Here is a 16,224-nt window from a genome sequence, read left to right as displayed (position 1 = left end):
GTTTATCACTTAACTCTATGAACGCCACTTATGCTAAATGATTAAACGTTTAATCATTGTGAACATAATCACGTAAATCACAAAAGCAGGATTTCTTTTAAAGTTACAGAGAAATGCCCTCTCCCGGTCGGGAGAGGGACAATTTAAGGGGGGAATCAGCGGAAGTTAATGGAGCGATCGCTGGTCATATCATACAGCTGGAATTTACGGCCCAGCATCTGACCACCGTCACGCGTCAGTGGCGTCCAGCCGATGCCAGCGCGGCTGCGGGTCGGGCCGGTCGAGAACAGATCCAGCGGTATCGAGACATAGACGCCTTTGGTGAAGTCGCCTTCGCCGTACTCTTCAGGTGACACGTTGGTGATGGTGGCATAGGTGCCCACCACCACGCCGCTGTCGAAGTGTTTCGATACTTCCAGGGTGCCGCCCTTGTCCCCTGCCAGATACTGCCCGACGCTGGCCTTGATCAGCACATCCTGCGCGAACGGCGGCGTCCAGTAGGCGGTGAGATGGCCGGTTTTCACACTGTAATCGGTGAACTTCATCATCTCTTTCGGACCGCGCCAGTCACGCTGTTTCACGTAGTTGGCATCAATGCCGAACGCCCAGTTGCTGTCCACCGGACGCCACAGCACTTCGGCGCCTGCGCCACCGTACATGGTTTCCAGATAACCGCCGTACACCTGGCCGTAGAAGCCGTTGCCGAGATACTGGAAGTAGTTGGCCTGCATGTTGTTAACGTAGTAGTCGTTTTCAACATAATCACGCACATGGGTACGCACGCGCGGCAACAGCGAATCCTTCGGCGGGTTGGTGTAGTTAAATTTGTCGTAGTTGTTGGCGATGTTGCCGAACAGACTGCCGGTGGTCAGCAGGTGGTCGGTCAGCCATAGATCGGCAGTCGCCATCACGCCCAGCTGGTACATGTAGAAGCTTTCCGGGCCGCCTACGGACTGGTTCAGCACCGGATCGATATGAAAATCGAAACGGGATTTTTCGATATACCAGCCCTGCTCGGTGGAGTCCGGCACCACCGGTTCGACGCGTTTTTGCACCAGTTCGGTTTCATGTCCCAGCGGCTCGCCCTGTAAATGGCGTTGCAGGCTGGCGACGTCGGTTTCAGTGGTCACCTGCGGCATGTTCAGACGATTTTCCGTCACACGGATGGTGCGAATGCCGTCCGGCAAATCGTTCATGATGATGCGGTTGGCGCGCTCGATCCCTTCCTGCGAGTCGCGGTATTTCACCTGCTCGCCGGTAACGTACAGGGTATCGTCTTTCACCTGAATCTGCGGATCCGCAAGGCCAGCGTTATATTTCAGCAGCGTCAGCTGATTCGCCACCACAGAATGTTGCAGGATGGCGTCCTGCGGCTGCGGCTGGTATTGCGGACGGGCGTTATCGTTATAGCTCGGGCGCAAATCGTTAAAGTTATTACGCAGCGTGACGCCAAACATGAAGGTGTTGCCGCGCTCATAGCTCACGTTGACGTCGGCCCAGTCGGTGACGCGATAAATCGCCCCGACGTTGAAGTTGCTGCGTTGCGGCAGTTTGCCCGCGAAGTCCTGCTCGTAGTTGTTACCTTCATATTCCAGCTTCAGGCGCAGCGGTTGCCACGGCGTCTGGTACTCTACGCCGCCGAACAGCGAAGTCGGCCCGTGGAACATCTGGCTGGCATCCACCGAGCCGGCCTGATTGTAGCTGTTATCGCGTACGCAATATTTATTGCTGTAGGTACAGAGCGGGTTTTTGATGTTGCCCGAAGTGCCAAGATAACCCCAGCCGAGGCCGAGCGAGAAATCAAAGGGTCCCCAGGCTTTGTTCGCCACGATGTATTCGGCGTCAAACAGGCCGGTACCGCCGATATCGCGCGCGCCCACCGCCACCTGCGGCAGCCAGTAACCCTCTTCCCACAGGCGCAGTTTTAAATCGAAGGCTTTATCTTTGTAAGTCTGGTCGCCGGAAAACGCATCCACGCTGCTGTACTGACGGGTACGCACGTCGGTATAGCGCAGAGTGGTTTCCAGCCACGGGAAAAGCTGCACCGAGCCGGAATAGTAGCGGTACTGATCGTTATCGCGATAGTTGAGGCTGATCTCGCCTTCACGCGCCATGCGCGCCGTGGGCGTCTGTAACAGGCCAACGCCGCCAAAATCGGACTGCGACGGGCCAATGGGGGCCGGATAGGTTTCTGCATGGCACGCCGCGTTCACCCCCAGCGCCAGCAGACTATAGAGATAGATTTTTTTCATTAATCCGGGATCCGATGCGTGAGGGAGTAAAGAATATCGGCGTTAATTTCTTCGTACTGGCTGCTCCAGATCGAGTCGGCAAAGCCGACCAGGATCACGCTGCCCGGCATCGGCTCGACATGCCGCCGGTTCCAGTACGCCACAGGCACATTCTCGGTACGCCCGTCGGGATAAATCACCCACGCATAGCTTCGTTCCGCGCCGCTGAGCAGGCTCATGTCATCGAGATAGCCCGCCACATCGCGCCCGGGCTGAAAGGGCTTCTTACCGGGGCTGCTGATAAGCCCCGCGACCGTCACTGTAGCAGGCTGCGGCCCCACCCACAGTGTGTACTCACCTTCCAGCGGACGGTTGGCCGTAGGTTCGACGCGCACCCGATCCGGATCGAGCGGCACCAGCTGACGTCCGGTCACTTTCACCGCCTGCAACTGACGGCGCACGCTGTTAATGGCGGCGGCATCGTCGCCCTCTTCTTCACTCGCCAGCGCGCCAAGACGCGCCAGCAGCGCCTGATGACGCTGTTCGGCAATCACCGTGGCTTTGCCTTCGCTGATCACCGCGCCCGGCCACCAGCTGTTTGCCAGCCGGGGCTGCCCGACTAAATCAATCAAAAAAGGGGCATCGGTTAATGTTTTCGGCTGTGTGCTGTCCGGGGAATAAACCTTGATAGTGCCCGCAGCAAAGGCCAGCGGAGGCATCAGGGTTAAAAGTAACGATGTGATAAGTGCCTTCATTTTTCTTTTGCAGCCTTAATCAACATAGTGTTGATGGGGAAATAATCAGCGCCCAGATACTGGGTTGACTGCCTGATTTGCCCTTCACTGTCTATCCAGAAACGGTTGGTCCATGTTTTTTGATCGGTGGTCACTTCTTCTTCCAGCACGCGGACGTCGGTGACATCGCTGCCAAGCGCGAGGGTGTCGGTGCCCGCCCAGCGGAACGTCGATTGCGCGGTGGCGTAACGCACCTGGCCGTGTTCCGTCCAGCCCATCGTCCGCGTCCAGCTTGCGCCGTCCCGCACCTGATTGGGTTTGGTCAGCGGATCGGCGGCGAGATTGTTCACCTCGATAAGGTTATCCTGGCCGATCAGGGTCTTAACGATGCGCCCATGCTGAGTCACGATAGTGGCCTGATCCTGCGTCACCCATTTCAGCTGGCCGTTTTCTGAGAACGCCAGCACCACAAATAACTGCGGTCCGCCGTTGAGCTGCATGTACTGGCTCGCGTAGGGCATGTCCGCGATGTCTTCATCCGTGAGATGGACGCCAGGGGTGCCGAACATGCTATCCCACAGCGCGCTTCCCAGTCCTTTGGTCGTGCCGGAGCACGCCTGAAGCAACAGACAAAGCAGAACAATTCCGGCTCGCTTCACAACAATTCTCCAGGGTCAAAATAACCACACCGAAGTGTGGTTATGGTTAATGTACCCCCGATTACTGGGTACTTGTGGTCGTTGTAGTGGTGGTTCCGGTATTGGATCCATCACCACCGCCGGTCGCTGCGAGTGCGACACCCACCGCAGAACTCACGGTGCTGACGCTTGTCGCAGACGAGCTGCCCGCCGATACCGACGTTGCAGCCGACCCTGCAGCTTCACCGACTTGCACCGGTGCCGCAAACGCAGACGTCGCCGCCAGCGCTGAAATGGCAAAAATGCCATACAGGACTTTACGCATATCAATTTCCCTTCATTGAATGAATGGATTTTTTACCCGAGAGAGACTCAGGCGCGATCGAGTATACACAACTAAGGCAGGCGAATTACGTAGCAGGGAAATAGCCACAGGGTTTTAAGATAATTGGACAATGGCCTGCGGTCAAACCGCTTCACTTAATTTTAATCTATTTAAAATCAAAAGGATAAAATAGAGGTGCTGATGATTTAAGCTGCGTATTATCCTAAAATAACCCTCAGGTAATAACAGGTCATTCTGGATTTTCAGATTAAACTCAATACAGGAATTTGCGGCAAGGCACAGACAACGGGAATTATCCGATAAGAAAAGCCGATACTAATATCGGCTTTTAGTATAGATCGATATTTTTAAATAGCCCGGCGACGCTACACCGGCACGGGCCTGCAATGCCTTATTTACGCCAGGACTTGTAGCGGTTGATCAGGCCATTGGTTGAGCTGTCGTGGCTGCTGATTTCTTTTTCATCGCCCAGCTCCGGCAGGATGCGGTTCGCCAGCTGCTTACCAAGCTCTACGCCCCACTGGTCAAAGGTGAAGATGTTAAGGATCGCGCCCTGGGTGAAGATTTTGTGCTCATAGAGCGCAATCAGCGCGCCCAGGCTTGCCGGCGTGATTTCACGCAGCAGAATGGAGTTGGTCGGGCGGTTGCCTTCGAACACTTTAAACGGCACCACGTGCTCCAGCGTTTTCGGATCTTTACCCTGGTCGGCATATTCCTGCTCAACCACCTCACGGGATTTACCAAACGCCAGCGCTTCGGTCTGAGCGAAGAAGTTAGACAGCAGCTTCGGATGGTGATCGGACAGCGGGTTATGGGTGATTGCCGGGGCGATGAAATCGCACGGCACCATTTTGGTTCCCTGGTGGATCAGCTGATAGAACGCGTGCTGGCCGTTGGTGCCCGGCTCACCCCAGATGATCGGGCCAGTCTGGTAATCCACCGGGTTGCCGTTACGGTCAACGTACTTACCGTTGGATTCCATGTTGCCCTGCTGGAAGTACGCGGCAAAACGGTGCATGTACTGGTCGTACGGCAGGATCGCTTCGGTTTCAGCGCCGAAGAAGTTGTTGTACCAGATGCCGATCAGCGCCAGCAGGACCGGCAGGTTTTGCTCCGGCGCGGTGGTGGAGAAGTGCTTATCCATCGCGTGCGCGCCGGACAGCAGTTCCACAAAGTTGTCAAAGCCAACGGACAGGATGATCGACAGACCAATCGCTGACCACAGGGAGTAACGGCCGCCCACCCAGTCCCAGAATTCAAACATATTGGCGGTATCAATACCAAACTCGCCTACTGCTTTCGCATTGGTGGAGAGCGCGGCGAAGTGTTTCGCAACGTGCTGCTGATCGCCGGCGGTTTTCAGGAACCATTCGCGCGCGCTCAGGGCGTTGGTCATGGTTTCCTGGGTGGTGAAGGTTTTGGACGCCACGAGGAACAGCGTGCTTTCCGGGTTCACTTTCTTCAGCACTTCCGCGATGTGGGTACCATCAACGTTAGAAACAAAGTGCATGTTGAGGTGGTTTTTGTACGGGCGCAGCGCTTCGGTCACCATGAACGGACCGAGGTCGGAGCCGCCGATACCGATGTTCACCACGTCGGTGATCGGCTTGCCGGTATAGCCTTTCCAGCTACCGGAAATGATCGCTTCCGAGAAGGCTTTCATTTTTTCCAGCACCGCGTTCACTTCCGGCATCACATCTTTGCCGTCAACGAGGATAGGTGTATTGCTGCGGTTACGCAGCGCGACGTGCAGCACCGCGCGATCTTCCGTGCGGTTGATCTTCTCACCGGAGAACATAGATTTGATGGCGCCAGCCAGATCGGTTTCTTTGGCCAGATCCTGCAACAGGGAGAGCGTTTCTTCAGTGATGCGGTTTTTGGAGAAATCCACCAGCATCTGATCGTTAAAGGTGGCGGAGAACTTCGCGAAACGATCGCTGTCCTGCGCGAAGAGCTCGGCGATGGTCACATCTTTCATCGCCTCATAGTGTTTTTGCAGTGCCTGCCAGGCAGAAGTTTGCTTCGGGTTAATGTTTTTCATGGCAATACTCTTCTGATTTGAGAATGTTAACTGCGGTCGATTGTAGCGCCTGCGCACAAAAATTGTGATGGTTTTTGTGTAATGGGGATCGTCGCGTTAAGAGGAAGGCCCGCGCAAAGTATAGCCGTTATAAGTTAATTTCCTGGGCGGCTGGATAACATGAATAATCCGCATAATCCCGGCGTTGACACTGCCCGCCGCACCTTTTATTTATAAATACGGTATTTGCGCCAGCACCGGTTTTCGATATGCCCTTGTGCCATGGTCGCTTTTTCTCTCCCTGACACGAGGTCGTTATGACAGAAGCTGTATCCCCGCTCATCGTCGCCAAATTCGGCGGCACCAGCGTTGCCGATTTTGATGCCATGAACCGCAGCGCCGATGTGGTGCTCTCTGACGACAGCGTGCGCCTGGTGGTGCTCTCAGCGTCAGCGGGCGTCACCAACCTGCTGGTGGCGCTGGCAGAGGGGCTTGAAGCCACTGAGCGCTTCGTGAAGCTGGACGCCATTCGCAAAATCCAGTTCGACATTCTGGAGCGTATGCGCAATCCGAACGTCATCCGTGAGGAAATCGACCGCCTGCTGGAAAACATCACCACGCTGGCGGAAGCGGCGTCGCTGGCCACCTCTACCGCGCTGACCGATGAACTGGTCAGCCATGGCGAATTAATGTCCACCCTGCTGTTCGTTGAGATCCTGCGTGAGCGCAACGTCGACGCCCGCTGGTTTGACGTGCGTAAAATCATGCGCACCAGTGACCGCTTTGGTCGTGCCGAGCCGGACGTCGCCGCGCTGGCCGAGCTGGCGAAACAACAGCTTGCGCCGCGTCTGGAAGAAGGCCTGGTGATCACCCAGGGCTTTATCGGCAGCGAATCCAAAGGCCGTACCACCACGCTTGGTCGCGGCGGCAGCGATTACACGGCGGCACTGCTGGCAGAAGCGCTGCACGCCACCCGCGTCGACATCTGGACTGACGTACCAGGGATTTACACCACCGATCCGCGCGTGGTGCCGTCGGCAAAACGCATCGACGAAATCGCCTTTGAAGAAGCCGCCGAGATGGCGACGTTCGGCGCGAAAGTGCTGCACCCGGCAACCTTACTGCCCGCCGTGCGCAGCGATATTCCGGTGTTTGTCGGCTCAAGCAAAGATCCACAGGCAGGCGGCACATTGGTGTGCAACGAAACGCAAAACCCGCCGCTGTTCCGTGCGCTGGCGCTGCGTCGTAAGCAGACGCTGGTCACTCTGCACAGCCTGAACATGCTGCACTCCCGCGGTTTTCTGGCGGAGGTGTTCGGCATCCTCGCCCGTCACAATATTTCCGTGGACTTGATCACCACCTCCGAAGTCAGCGTGGCGCTGACGCTGGACACTACCGGCTCCACCTCCACCGGCGATACGCTGCTGACGCAATCGCTGCTGATGGAGCTGTCTGCCCTGTGCCGCGTGGAAGTGGAAGAAAATCTCGCGCTGGTAGCGCTGATCGGCAACGATCTGTCGAAAGCCTGCGGCGTGGGCAAAGAGGTGTTTGGCGTGCTGGAGCCGTTCAATATCCGCATGATTTGCTATGGCGCATCCAGCCATAACCTGTGCTTCCTGGTGCCGGGCGGCGAGGCTGAGCAGGTCGTGCAGAAACTGCATCACAATTTATTTGAGTAAGAGTGCCGCTATCGTTTATCACGCCTTGCTGCCGGGTTTTTACCCGGCATTTTTTTGTGCGACGAAGGTTACTGCATGGATCGCGTTCATCACGTACACTCGTGGCACTTTCCCCAGGAGATCGTCACCATGGCTATTGCAAGACTGACACAACAAGATATGACGGAAAGTGAACAGCGCGAGCTGAAAACACTGCTCGACCGCGCACGCATATCACACGGGCGTCTGCTCACCAATTCTGAAACCAATCATGTGAAAAAAGAGTACATCGATAAACTGATGGCGGAGCGTGAAGCGGCAGCGAAAAAGGCGCGACAGGCGAAGAAGCAAAAAGCCTATAAACCGGACGCGGAGGCGACCTATTCCTGGTCTGCCAATACCTCCACGCGCGGCAAGCGTTAGGGTTTAGCGGCCTTTTTTCTTACGGCCCGGCTGCACGAAGCGTTTGCCGGCAGGTTTCGCCCGGCTTTTGTCGTCGGGCTTCGCGGCTTTCGCCGCAGGCGCTTTCGCGGACTGGGCCTTCGGTTTGGCTTTTCCCTTCGGCTTTGCTTCCGAACTGGAATTTTCAATCAGCTTAAACAGGCCAATCAGCTCATCGTCCATCAGATCGCGCCACTCCCCCTGCGGTAATCCGCTGAGACTGACGTTCATGATGCGCGTGCGCTCCAGCTTCGTCACTTCATAACCGAAATGTTCGCACATGCGGCGGATCTGACGGTTCAGCCCCTGCACCAGCGTAATGCGGAAGGTAAAGGGCGCTTCCTTTTTGACTTTGCACTTCTTCGTCACCGTACCGAGGATCGGCACGCCCGCGCCCATGCCGCGAATAAACTCATCGGTAACCAGTTTGTTGACCGTCACCAGATACTCTTTTTCGTGATCGTTACCGGCGCGCAGGATTTTATTCACCAGATCGCCGTGGTTGGTGAGGAAAATCAGCCCCTGCGAGTCTTTATCCAGACGCCCGATGGGGAAAACGCGCTTACTGTGGTTCACGAAATCCACAATATTGTCTTTTTCGCTGTCTTCCGTGGTGCTGACGATCCCCACGGGTTTATTTAGCGCGATAAACACCAAATCTTCCGCTTCCCGCGGCTCAATCAACTGACCGTTAACTTTTACCACATCGCCGGGAGAGACCTGGTCGCCAATAGCGGCGCGTTTGCCGTTAATAAAGACGTTTCCCTGCTCGATGTAACGGTCAGCCTCGCGACGCGAGCAGATCCCGCTTTCGCTAATGTATTTGTTTAATCGGGTTGATGAGTCTGGCAGCATAAATTCTCCTGTAAAAGCGGAATATACCTTACCTGCCGCGTCAGAAAAAATGGCTTTGTGAGGTCACAGGTTTCTCGTTAGCAGAGCAATGCTTGAAAAATAAGCGCTGCGCCCCTACAATGTACCCACAACTTTGTGGAGAATAGATTTATGCAAACCAGCATTAAAATGCGTATTTCTGAGGAGCTGAAAAATGAAGCGAGTCAGGTATTACGCGACTGTGGACTTACGGTAAGCAGCGCCGTTCGCCTTTTCCTTGAACAGGTGGTCAGCCATCAGGGCATCCCGTTTGAGGTTAAGCGCCCTTCTGCCAGAATGAAAATCGCGTTGCAGGAAGCAACGGAGATCGAAACGAAAGCAAGTCATCGCTTTACGTCGATGGACGATATGCTCAAGGGACTGAACGACGATGAATCACAAGAGAAGTAAACTCCCTCGCCGGGTGGAATATACCCGCACTTTTGCAAAGTCCTGGGCACGTTACAACAAAGCTGGCCGACGTAATATGCATGCTGTTGCGGACGTTATGTCACTCATTTTCTGTCAGACCACATTGCCTGCTGAATATCTGGATCATGAACTGAACGGGGCGGAATGGGCAGGCGCCAGAGAGTTACATATCGGGGGTGATTTCCTGCTGGTTTACCGGCTTGATGACACCCAAAACCTGGTCACCTTTATCGATCTCGGTACGCACAGTGAACTCTTTGGCTGAGCCGGACAGCATGGCTATCCGGCACAGAGAAAATATTAATACTCGTCGCGCTCGTCGTCTTCATCCGGTTGTTCCATCACGCTGTAGGCCACCGCGCAGAACAGCGAGTTCAGACGTTTCATGTCCCCCAGCAGCCCCAGATGCAGCGAACTGGTTTCAATACTCTGCACGTTTTGCTGATGCAGCCGATCAACGTGCGCATGAGAGTAGCGCCGATTGAGGATGCGGAAACGGTGTTTGCGGCGGCGCAGGCGGCGGGCGCTGGGCACATCGCCGGAAAAGAATACCGACATCGCCAGTTGCAGGTTGCTGAGCAACTGCTCCAGCAGCGCGTCCAGTTCGTTTAAGCCTTCCAGCGAAAACGCCCGCCGTGCGGAGAGGGATTTATCGGCGATTTCGCTACCCATCCGCTCGACAATGTCTGACGCCTGTTCGAGGTTAAGGGACATTTCAATAATTTCCGCCCAGCGGCGGGACTCCTCTTCCGCCAGTTCATCCTTCGGCATACGCGCAAGATAGAGTTTGATGGCGGTGTAGAGCACGTTGATGTCATCCGCCGTTTTACGCAGCTCTTTTTCCTGACGCGGCTCGCCGTGCATCACCTTTTTAAAATCCACCAGCATCTGCTCCATGGCGTCGCCCATGCGCAGCGTTTCGCGCGCGGCATTGGACAGCGCCAGCGCGGGGGTGTCCAGCGCACTGGTATCCAGATGCTTCGGTTTTAAGCGCGCATCCAGCTCCGGCTCATCACGAATAATACGCTTACAGAAATTCGCCATCGGCCCGACAAAAGGCACCATCACCAGGCAGCGGATCAGGTTGTAGAAAACGTGGAAATAGATCACCAGCTCGGACTCCGGCAGCGGCAGCCGGTCCATGGCATCAGCCAGCAGATGCACAAACGGCAGGATCGCCAGGCTGCCCACCAGCTTAAACAGCAGGCTGCCCATCGCCACCCGGCGGGCGGCGGCATTAGCAGCGCTGTTATTGAGTACCGCAAGCAGGCCGGAGCCGAGGTTTGCGCCAATGACCAGACAGAGCGCGACCGGGAAAGCGATCACCCCCGCCGCCGTCAGCGTGGCGGTCAGCAGCACCGCCGCCAGACTGGAATAGGTGATCACTGCAAACATTGCGCCTATCAGCGCATCCAGCATCAGATCGCCCGTCAGCGAGGCGAAAATGACTTTTACACCGTTGGCCTGGGTGATGGGCGTCACTGCCTGTACGATCAGCTCCAGCGCCAGCAGAATAAGCCCGAGGCCAATACCCACGCGCCCCATCTGTCCGGCGCGCGTCTGTTTGCGGCCAAGGAAGAAAATCACGCCGATAAATATCAGCAGCGGCGACAGCCATGAAAGATCAAAGGTCAGCACGCGCGCCATCAGCGCCGTACCGACATCCGCGCCAAGCACGATCACCAGCGCCGGAGCCAGCGCGACCAGATCCTGGGCGACGAAGGATGTCACCAGCAGGGTAGTGGCGTTACTGCTCTGTACCAGCGCGGTGACGCCAATCCCCGCGCAGAAGGCGAGCGGTTTCTTTTCCACGCTGCGGCTGAGTACGGTACGCAGCCGCGCGCCGAACACGCGCATGACGCCGGTGCGCACGATATGGGTTCCCCAGACCAGCAGGGCGACAGCGGATAACAGGTGTAACAGCGTTAACACGGAATGGTTGCCTCCTGAGTATTGTTGGTTTCCTTTCTCCTCCTCTTCTCCCGTGGGGAAAGGTGAGTTCACTCAGGTAAGTATAAGGTCTTAAATGTAATAAAGTGCCAAGGCACCCGGAAGGTGCCTTGTTTATTATTAACCAAATATGACAGGGTTAGTCCGCGTCGTAGCCCAGATGCGGGGCCAGCCAGCGCTCCACTTCCGTTACCGTCATCCCTTTGCGCAGGGCGTAGTCTTCCACCTGGTCGCGCTGGATCTGCGCAACCGCAAAGTATTTGCTGTCAGGATGGCTGAAGTACCAGCCCGATACCGACGCGCCCGGCCACATGGCGAAGGATTCCGTCAGCTTCATGCCGGTGTGGGTTTCCACGTCCAGCAGTTGCCAGATGGTGCCTTTTTCGGTGTGCTCCGGACAGGCCGGATACCCCGGTGCCGGGCGGATCCCCTGGTAGTTCTCGCGGATCAGCTCCTCGTTGCTGAGGTTCTCATTCGGCGCGTAGCCCCAGTACACTTTGCGCACCCGCTCGTGCAGGTATTCTGCAAAGGCTTCCGCCAGACGGTCGGCGACGGCCTTGACCATGATTTTGTTGTAATCATCGTGCTGCGCGTCGTAGGCCTCGGCCAGCGCGTCTTCCTCGAGGCCACCGGTCACCGCGAAGGCGCCGATATAATCCGCTTTGCCGCTGCTTTTCGGGGCGACAAAATCAGCGAGGCAGTAATTCGCGAAGCCGATCTTTTCGGTCTGCTGACGCAGATGGTGCGCCACGGTCAGCACCTGCGTGCGGGACTCGTCGCGGTAAATTTCCACGTCATCGCCCACCCGGTTCGCCGGGAACAGCCCGACCACGCCGCGCGGATTGAGCGATTTTTCGGCGCTCAGTTTATCCAGCAGGTCGTTGGCGTCTTTAAACAGGCGCTGCGCCTCTTCCCCCACCACCTCATCTTCGAGAATGCGCGGGTATTTTCCGGCCAGCGACCAGGTCATAAAGAACGGCGTCCAGTCGATGTAGTTACGCAGTGTCTCAATGCTGGCGCTGACTTCCTGTACGCCGGGACGATGCACTACTGGCGGGGTATAGCTCTCCCAGTCGAAAGCCAGATCGTTTTCCCGCGCCGCCTGTAACGTCACCGGTGGGGTACGCGGTTTTTTACGCCCATGCTGAATACGTACGGTTTCGTACTCTTTGCGGGTACGGGCGACAAAATCATCGTGCTGCTCGTCGGACAGCAGCGCAGACACCACGCCCACGGTGCGCGAGGCGTTTTGCACGTAGACCGTCGGCCCGCTGTAGTTCTGCTCGATCTTCACCGCGGTGTGCGCTTTGGAGGTGGTTGCGCCGCCAATCAGCAGCGGAATGGTAAAGCCCTGGCGCTCCATCTCTTTCGCCACGTTGACCATTTCGTCCAGCGACGGCGTGATAAGGCCGGACAGGCCAATCAGATCAGCATTCACTTCACGGGCGGTTTTGAGGATCTTCTCGGCTGGCACCATCACGCCCAGATCGATAATTTCGTAGTTATTACACTGCAACACCACGCCGACGATATTTTTGCCGATGTCGTGTACGTCGCCCTTCACGGTGGCGATCACCATTTTGCCGTTGGTTTTGCCTTTCTCTTTGCTGGCTTCGATGTACGGCTCCAGATATGCCACCGCCTGTTTCATCACGCGGGCGGATTTCACCACCTGCGGCAGAAACATTTTCCCTTCGCCAAACAGATCGCCAACCACGTTCATGCCGTCCATCAGCGGACCTTCAATTACCTGGATGGGGCGTTCGGCCTGCTGGCGGGCTTCTTCGGTATCCGCCTCGATAAACTCCGTGATGCCCTTGACCAGCGAGTATTCGAGACGTTTACGCACGTCCCAGCTGCGCCACTCGGCCTGCTGCGCGTTCGCGCCGTCGTCGGCTTTGCTGCCGCGGTATTTTTCCGCCAGGTCGAGCAGGCGCTCGGTACCGTCGTCGCGGCGGTTAAGCACCACGTCTTCCACCGCGTCGCGCAGTTCAGCGGGCAAATCGTCATAAATCGCCAGCTGTCCGGCGTTAACGATGCCCATGTCCATGCCGTTGCGGATGGCGTAATAGAGGAATACGGCGTGAATGGCTTCACGCACCGGATCGTTGCCACGGAAGGAGAAGGAGACGTTCGACACGCCGCCGGAAATCATCGCGTGCGGCAGTTCGCGTTTAATGTCTTCGCAGGCGCCGATAAAGTCCTGCGCGTAGTTGTTGTGCTCTTCGATGCCGGTGGCGACGGCGAAGATATTCGGGTCAAAAATGATGTCTTCCGGCGGGAAACCCACCTCTTCGGTAAGAATTTTGTAGGCCCGGCGGCAGATTTCGATTTTACGCGCGCGGGTGTCGGCCTGGCCCACTTCATCGAACGCCATCACCACCATCGCCGCGCCGTAGCGCCGCACCAGTTTCGCATGATGAATAAAGGCCTCGACGCCCTCTTTCATGGAGATGGAGTTAACGATGCCTTTGCCCTGAATGCATTTCAGGCCTTTTTCGATCACCTCCCATTTGGAAGAGTCGATCATGATCGGCACGCGGGCGATGTCCGGCTCGCCGGCGATCAGGTTGAGGAAACGCACCATCGCCGCTTCGGCGTCGAGCATCCCCTCATCCATATTGATGTCGATAATTTGCGCGCCGCTCTCCACCTGTTGCAGGGCAACTTCCAGCGCTTCGTTATATTTTTCTTCTTTGATCAGGCGCTTGAATTTGGCAGAGCCGGTGACGTTGGTACGCTCGCCGACGTTCACAAACAGGCTGTCTGCGCCGATGTTCAGCGGCTCCAGCCCGGCCAGACGACAGGCTACCGGCAATTCCGGTATAGCGCGCGGCGCTAATCCCGCCACCGCGCGATCCATGGCGGCAATGTGTTCCGGGGTGGTGCCGCAGCAGCCGCCGACGATATTCAGAAAGCCCGCTTCGGCCCATTCACGGATCTGCGCGGCCATGGTGTCGGCATCGAGATCGTATTCGCCGAAGGCATTCGGTAGCCCGGCGTTAGGGTGAGCGGTGACGTAGCATTCCGCAATGCGCGACAGCTCCTGCACGTACTGGCGAAGTTCATCCGGGCCAAGCGCACAGTTGAGGCCGAAGGTGAGCGCATCGGCATGGCGCAGCGAGTTATAGAAGGCTTCGGTGGTCTGCCCCGACAGTGTGCGCCCGGAGGCGTCGGTAATGGTGCCGGAAATCATGATCGGCAGCTCAATGCCCAGCGCGTCAAACTCGGCTTTCACCGCGAAAATCGCCGCTTTGGCGTTCAGGGTGTCGAACACGGTTTCGATGAGGATCAGGTCGCTGCCGCCCTCCACCAGCGCACGGGTCGATTCCCGGTAGGCCTCGACAAGCTGATCGAAAGTGATGTTACGGAACGCCGGATCGTTGACGTTCGGCGAAATAGACGCCGTGCGGTTGGTCGGGCCGAGCACGCCCGCCACATAGCGGGGCCTGTCCGGCGTGCGGGCTGTCCATTCATCGGCACAGGCGCGGGCCAGTTTCGCCGCCTCGCGGTTGATCTCCGCCGACAGGGATTCCATCTGGTAATCCGCCATGGCGATTGTCGTGGAGTTAAAGGTGTTGGTTTCAATGATGTCCGCGCCCGCCTCAAAGTAGGCGTTGTGGATGGCGGTGATCACCTCCGGTTTGCTCAGCACCAGCAGGTCATTGTTACCTTTCAGATCGCAGGGCCAGTCGGCGAAACGTTCGCCGCGGAAATCCTGCTCACTCAGACGATAGCCCTGGATCATGGTGCCCATGCCCCCGTCCAGAACCAGAATGCGTTTTTTTAACTGCTGATGCAGTTGCTCAACTTTGCTGCTCACGAGTGCTCCTGACGACGCTCAACCAGGCCAGAAAGGCCAGCAGACCATACTGGCACAATCCCCTGTGGCGGAAAAGAGAACAGCGCTGAACATGAGACATGTTCATAACCACTCCTCCGATCAGTAAGAGGATGGTTGCAATATAATCAAATAAAACGAAAATGATTTCCACGATACAGAAAAGGAGTCAGCCATGGTTGCCACTGTTCCCGCCAAACGCGGAAGAAAACCCGCCCCCGCTGCTGCACAACAGGCCACTGGCCAGGTGCAGTCGCTGACGCGCGGCCTGAAGTTGCTGGAGTGGATCGCTGAATCCCACGGCAGCGTGGCGCTGACCGAGCTGGCGCAGCAGGCTGGCCTGCCGAACTCCACGACGCACCGCCTGCTGACCACCATGCAGCAGCTGGGCTTTGTGCGTCAGGTGGGTGAGCTGGGGCACTGGGCTGTAGGCGCACACGCGTTCGTTATCGGCAGCAGTTTTTTGCAAAGCCGTAATCTGCTGGCGATTGTGCATCCCATTCTGCGCAAGCTGATGGAGGACTCCGGCGAGACGGTGAATCTGGCGGTGCTCGACCAGAGCGATCATCAGGCGATTATTATCGATCAGGTGCAGTGCACACAGTTAATGCGGATGTCAGCGCCGATCGGCGGTAAGCTGCCGATGCATGCGTCCGGCGCGGGAAAAGCCTTTCTGGCGCAGCTTTCYGAGGAACAGGTCACCGGCCTGCTGCACCGTCAGGGGCTGCATGCATATACTCATGCGACTCTGGTGTCGCCGCTACATCTGAAAGAAGATCTGGCCCAGACGCGCAAGCGCGGTTACTCCCTGGATGATGAAGAGCATGCGCTGGGCCTGCGCTGTGTGGCGGCCTGTATTTTTGATGAGCATCGCGAGCCTTTTGCGGCGATCTCCATTTCCGGGCCGATTTCGCGCATTACCGATGACCGCGTGACGGAGCTGGGCGCGCTGGTGATCAAAGCGGCGAAAGAAGTGACGCTGGCGTACGGCGGCACACGGTAATGTAGTGTTGCAACCAAGAGATGCCGGGTGGCGGCTACGCCTTACCCGGCCTACAAA

At 56.9% G+C, this 16,224-nt stretch carries 13 protein-coding genes; 5 read left to right on the top strand and 8 right to left on the bottom strand.

Features of this window, described 5'->3' with window-relative positions; genetic code table 11:
• Window positions 1-155: 155 nt before the first annotated feature.
• The 5 genes from QRD42_RS06375 to pgi form a co-directional block, all read right to left on the bottom strand.
• Window positions 156-2,252, bottom strand: a complete 2,097-nt coding sequence (locus tag QRD42_RS06375; protein WP_321988434.1) for a YjbH domain-containing protein — start codon at window positions 2,250-2,252, stop codon at window positions 156-158.
• On the bottom strand, window positions 2,252-2,986 hold the full coding sequence (locus tag QRD42_RS06370; protein ID WP_318372943.1) for a capsule biosynthesis GfcC D2 domain-containing protein: 735 nt from the start codon (window positions 2,984-2,986) through the stop codon (window positions 2,252-2,254). Before QRD42_RS06370 ends, QRD42_RS06375 begins: the two co-directional genes overlap by 1 nt.
• The gene (locus QRD42_RS06365) at window positions 2,983-3,624 is read right to left on the bottom strand and encodes a YjbF family lipoprotein (RefSeq protein ID WP_072570169.1); all 642 of its coding nucleotides are present in this window, start codon (window positions 3,622-3,624) and stop codon (window positions 2,983-2,985) included. Before QRD42_RS06365 ends, QRD42_RS06370 begins: the two co-directional genes overlap by 4 nt.
• A 61-nt stretch (window positions 3,625-3,685) precedes the next feature.
• Window positions 3,686-3,928 carry an exopolysaccharide production protein YjbE gene (yjbE, locus tag QRD42_RS06360; RefSeq protein ID WP_072570168.1) on the bottom strand — a complete coding sequence of 81 codons (243 nt, stop codon included), beginning with the start codon at window positions 3,926-3,928 and terminating at the stop codon, window positions 3,686-3,688.
• Window positions 3,929-4,340: 412 nt separating this feature from the next.
• Entirely contained in the window at window positions 4,341-5,990 is a 1,650-nt protein-coding gene (pgi, locus tag QRD42_RS06355) for a glucose-6-phosphate isomerase (RefSeq protein ID WP_321988432.1), read from the bottom strand.
• A 296-nt stretch (window positions 5,991-6,286) separates the two neighbouring features.
• Between pgi and lysC the strand changes: the two genes are divergently transcribed.
• Together lysC and QRD42_RS06345 are read left to right on the top strand one after the other, a co-directional pair.
• Window positions 6,287-7,648: a lysine-sensitive aspartokinase 3 gene (gene lysC / locus QRD42_RS06350; protein WP_072570166.1), complete on the top strand. Its 1,362-nt coding sequence runs from the start codon at window positions 6,287-6,289 to the stop codon at window positions 7,646-7,648.
• A 129-nt stretch (window positions 7,649-7,777) separates the two neighbouring features.
• Window positions 7,778-8,050, top strand: coding sequence for a DUF3811 domain-containing protein (locus tag QRD42_RS06345; RefSeq protein ID WP_072570165.1), 273 nt, complete (start codon window positions 7,778-7,780; stop codon window positions 8,048-8,050).
• A 3-nt stretch (window positions 8,051-8,053) separates the two neighbouring features.
• On the opposite strand, the gene rluF is transcribed toward QRD42_RS06345, so the two are convergent.
• Window positions 8,054-8,923, bottom strand: a complete 870-nt coding sequence (rluF, locus tag QRD42_RS06340; RefSeq protein WP_321988431.1) for a 23S rRNA pseudouridine(2604) synthase RluF — start codon at window positions 8,921-8,923, stop codon at window positions 8,054-8,056.
• A gap of 150 nt (window positions 8,924-9,073) precedes the next feature.
• Between rluF and QRD42_RS06335 the strand changes: the two genes are divergently transcribed.
• Both QRD42_RS06335 and QRD42_RS06330 read left to right on the top strand, forming a co-directional pair.
• Window positions 9,074-9,352, top strand: a complete 279-nt coding sequence (locus QRD42_RS06335; protein ID WP_072570163.1) for a type II toxin-antitoxin system RelB/DinJ family antitoxin — start codon at window positions 9,074-9,076, stop codon at window positions 9,350-9,352.
• Window positions 9,333-9,638: a type II toxin-antitoxin system YafQ family toxin gene (locus QRD42_RS06330; protein WP_318377081.1), complete on the top strand. Its 306-nt coding sequence runs from the start codon at window positions 9,333-9,335 to the stop codon at window positions 9,636-9,638. The genes QRD42_RS06335 and QRD42_RS06330 overlap by 20 nt, the downstream gene beginning before the upstream one ends.
• 35 nt (window positions 9,639-9,673) lie before the next feature.
• Here QRD42_RS06330 and QRD42_RS06325 read toward each other — a convergent pair whose 3' ends face one another.
• A complete protein-coding gene (locus tag QRD42_RS06325; protein WP_072570161.1) occupies window positions 9,674-11,305 on the bottom strand; it encodes a Na/Pi cotransporter family protein in 1,632 nt (543 codons plus the stop codon).
• A gap of 157 nt (window positions 11,306-11,462) precedes the next feature.
• A complete protein-coding gene (metH, locus tag QRD42_RS06320) occupies window positions 11,463-15,146 on the bottom strand; it encodes a methionine synthase (RefSeq protein ID WP_321988429.1) in 3,684 nt (1,227 codons plus the stop codon).
• 193 nt (window positions 15,147-15,339) lie between these two features.
• Between metH and iclR the strand changes: the two genes are divergently transcribed.
• Window positions 15,340-16,167 (top strand): glyoxylate bypass operon transcriptional repressor IclR, encoded by an 828-nt coding sequence (gene iclR, locus QRD42_RS06315; protein ID WP_318372952.1) that lies wholly within the window; start codon window positions 15,340-15,342, stop codon window positions 16,165-16,167.
• The last annotated feature ends 57 nt before the right edge of the window (window positions 16,168-16,224 follow it).

Source organism: Enterobacter sp. PGRG2 (genome assembly GCF_030291195.1).
Taxonomy (GTDB): Bacteria; Pseudomonadota; Gammaproteobacteria; order Enterobacterales; family Enterobacteriaceae; genus Enterobacter_D.
The sequence above is the reverse complement of the archived record's forward strand: the minus strand, read 5'-3'. Positions and strand labels throughout refer to the sequence as shown.

What these genes read in the sequence shown, in the direction of transcription:
- QRD42_RS06375 (WP_321988434.1), bottom strand. Translation starts at nt 2,252, where the DNA reads ATGAAAAAAATCTATCTCTATAGTCTGCTGGCGCTGGGGGTGAACGCG.
- QRD42_RS06370 (WP_318372943.1), bottom strand. Translation starts at nt 2,986, where the DNA reads ATGAAGGCACTTATCACATCGTTACTTTTAACCCTGATGCCTCCGCTG.
- yjbE (WP_072570168.1), bottom strand. Translation starts at nt 3,928, where the DNA reads ATGCGTAAAGTCCTGTATGGCATTTTTGCCATTTCAGCGCTGGCGGCG.
- pgi (WP_321988432.1), bottom strand. Translation starts at nt 5,990, where the DNA reads ATGAAAAACATTAACCCGAAGCAAACTTCTGCCTGGCAGGCACTGCAA.
- lysC (WP_072570166.1), top strand. Translation starts at nt 6,287, where the DNA reads ATGACAGAAGCTGTATCCCCGCTCATCGTCGCCAAATTCGGCGGCACC.
- QRD42_RS06345 (WP_072570165.1), top strand. Translation starts at nt 7,778, where the DNA reads ATGGCTATTGCAAGACTGACACAACAAGATATGACGGAAAGTGAACAG.
- rluF (WP_321988431.1), bottom strand. Translation starts at nt 8,923, where the DNA reads ATGCTGCCAGACTCATCAACCCGATTAAACAAATACATTAGCGAAAGC.
- QRD42_RS06335 (WP_072570163.1), top strand. Translation starts at nt 9,074, where the DNA reads ATGCAAACCAGCATTAAAATGCGTATTTCTGAGGAGCTGAAAAATGAA.
- QRD42_RS06330 (WP_318377081.1), top strand. Translation starts at nt 9,333, where the DNA reads ATGAATCACAAGAGAAGTAAACTCCCTCGCCGGGTGGAATATACCCGC.